This window comes from Kitasatospora sp. NPDC091257 (genome assembly GCF_044757675.1).
Lineage (GTDB): Bacteria > Actinomycetota > Actinomycetes > Streptomycetales > Streptomycetaceae > Kitasatospora > Kitasatospora lactacystinica.
On sequence record NZ_JBIVVI010001213.1, the window covers coordinates 1 to 2,661 of the forward strand.

Sequence of the window (2,661 nt, forward strand, 5' to 3'; positions counted from 1 at the left end):
GCCGGCGCCCCCGGGGTCGGCGGTGCGGCGTGCCACGGCTCCGCCGGGCCGAACTGCCCGGTGGGAGCGCCGGGTCGGGCCGGAGAGTCACTGTCCAGGTCCAGCAGTTCGACCGCGAGCGCGGCCAGCGCGGCGGCGATCGCGGGCGGCAGCCACTCCCGTCGCTCCAGCCGCTCGCCCGCCGTCGGGTCGGCCGCCGTCAGCCGCTCGCGCAGCTGGGCGGGAGTGGGCCGGCGGGCCGGGTCCTTGGCCAGGCACGCCGTCAGCAGGGCGCGCAACTCCCGGTCGGCCACGTCGAGTTCCGGCTCCTCGTGAAGGACCCGGTAGAGCAGGACGGGCGCGCTCACCCCCGAGCCGAACGGCGCGGTGCCGGTAGCGGCGTGGGCGAGTACGGCGCCGAGCGAGAAGACGTCCGAGGCGGGCCCGGCGCGGCGCCCCTCGGCCTGCTCGGGGGAGAGGTAGCCCGGGGAGCCGACCACGAAGCCCGACCGGGTGAGCGCGGTCGCCGCGTCCAGTGCCCGGGTGATCCCGAAGTCGATCAGGCGCGGGCCGTCCAGCGCCAGCAGCACGTTCGACGGCTTGACGTCCCGGTGCACCAGCCCCTGGGCGTGCACGGCCTGCAGCGCCTCGGCGAGCCCCACCCCGAGGGAGCGGACGGCGGCGACGGGCAGCGGGCCGAACTCCCGCACGGCGGCGGCCAGCGAGGGCCCGGCGACGTACCCGGTGGCCACCCAGGGCTGGGCGCCCTCGGTGTCCGCGTCCAGCACCGGGGCCGTCCAGCGGCCGCCGACCCGCCGGGCGGCGGCCACCTCGTTGCGGAACCGCACCCGGAACTCCCGGTCCGCCGCGAACTGCTCGTGCACCAGCTTGACCGCCACCGTGCGGCCGCCCGCCGTCCGGCCCAGGTAGACCCGGCCCATGCCGCCCGCACCGAGTCTCCGCAGCAGGCGGTACTCGCCCACCTGCCGGGGATCCCCGTCCCCCAGTGCCTCCACGCCGACTCTCCCCTCGCCGCGCCCGTCCGTACTCCACGCCAGACGGTACCGCCGGGACGGGCGGTTCCGGTTCGGGCCGACGGCCGCGGAACGAGTGCGGGTCTGCGGGTGGCCGGGGCCGATTCAGCTCCGGGCGGCTCCACTGGGCGCCTTGCCGGAGGCATCGGCCTGGGTGCGGCTCGCGGCGGCCTCGCCGTCGGGCGTGCCCTGTCCGTCCGCGCTCGCGCGGTGTCCGTTCGCGCTGTGCCCGTTCGCCTCGTGGGCGCCGTGCCCGTTCCGGGAGGCGAGCGAGGCCGGCTCCGGCAGGTGCGCCTGGTGGTCCGGCGGGTAGAACTGCCGGGCCCAGTGCCGCATCGCGCCGATCGGCCCGTCGCCCTGGGCGAGCCGGGGCGGGGAGACGTACCGCTTGGTGGACCAGATCGGGAAGTCCGCCGAGGTGAACTCCAGGTTGCGCCGGAACATCGGGCCCGCCAGCAGCCTGGTCACCACCCGGCTGACGGTCCGGGCGACGGCCGGTGGCAGCCCGGACGGCTCCGCCATCACGAAGCGGCTCGCCTGCCGCAGCTGCATCCGGCCGGGGGCGACCTGGGTGGCCATGACCAGCGAGCAGATCTTCAGGCCGAGCGACGGGGTGTGGACGTCGGTGTGCAGGGCGGTGAGGCCGTACCCGTCCACCTCGACGTGGACCTCGCGCATTCCGAGCAGCGGGAAGGTCTCCCGGACCAGCATCGAGATGTGGAAGCCGGTGCCGTCGAACTCCACCGGTGCCGCCAGCTCGCCCTCGGGCCAGCCGTGCAGGGTGACGAAGTGGCCCAGGTCGAAGGAGTTCTCCATGACGTCCTGGGCGTAGCCGGGCATCTCGAAGGAGGCGTACCGCAGCGGCTGCCGTCCGTCGTCGAGCCGGTGCCAGGCGGGGATCTCCCAGTCCGGCTCCCGGCCGTCGTGGTGGCGCCAGACGAAGACCGCCTCGTTCACCTCGTGCACCGGCAGCTGCGTCAGCGCCGCCTTGGGTGTCTGGGTGCCGTACCCGGTGCGTACGCAGTGGCCGTCGGCGTCGAAGGCGAAGCGGTGGAACGGGCAGACCAGGTCGTTGCCCTCGACCGAGGCCAGGCCGAGGTGGGCGCCCAGGTGCGGGCAGTACGGGCGGATCGCGCGGAGGCGGCCGTTGCGCAACCGGTACAGCACGACGTCCTCGCCCGCGAGCTGGCGGGTGAGCACGGTGCCGGGCTTGAGCTCGGCGGAGAAGGCGAGTGCGGACCAGCCGTCGGGATAGGGCAGCGCCGGTGGCAGGGCGACGTCGGCCGCGGTCGGGCGGTTGCTGACGGGGTGGACGTGCTTGGACACGCGCATGAAGTCTCCTGTCGGTCTGTCCGGCGCCGCCCCTCCCAGGCGATTAGCGCTCGAACAGAATGGAATTCAGATGCTATCCACGGAACGGGAGCCCGTGCACGGACAATCCCCCTAAGCAGCAACAAGTCTGATGATCCGCCAGGTATGAGTTTTCAAGGATTCGACAGATCCCGGGCACCCGCCCGGCTCCTGGGCGGGCGTGTCCGAGCACCTCGGCGGGGCTCCGCCGGCGAGCGGCGGCCGAACGGGGGCCGAACGGGGGCCGAACGGGGGCCGAGCAGCGGCCGAGCGGGTCGAACGGGGAGGCGGACGGCAC

General features: G+C 74.7%; 2 protein-coding genes. Both read right to left on the bottom strand.

Annotation, left to right across the window (positions count from 1 at the left end):
* Positions 1 to 995: serine/threonine-protein kinase (locus tag ACIQOV_RS36400; RefSeq protein WP_401055085.1), on the bottom strand; the 995-nt coding region annotated here is incomplete at its 3' end.
* Positions 996 to 1,118: 123 nt separating this feature from the next.
* Positions 1,119 to 2,345 (bottom strand): Rieske 2Fe-2S domain-containing protein, encoded by a 1,227-nt coding sequence (locus ACIQOV_RS36405; protein WP_401055086.1) that lies wholly within the window; start codon positions 2,343 to 2,345, stop codon positions 1,119 to 1,121.
* Positions 2,346 to 2,661: the final 316 nt, after the last annotated feature.

Excerpts from the sequence above, each read along its gene's own strand:
- ACIQOV_RS36405 (WP_401055086.1), bottom strand. The coding sequence starts at position 2,345 with ATGCGCGTGTCCAAGCACGTCCACCCCGTCAGCAACCGCCCGACCGCG.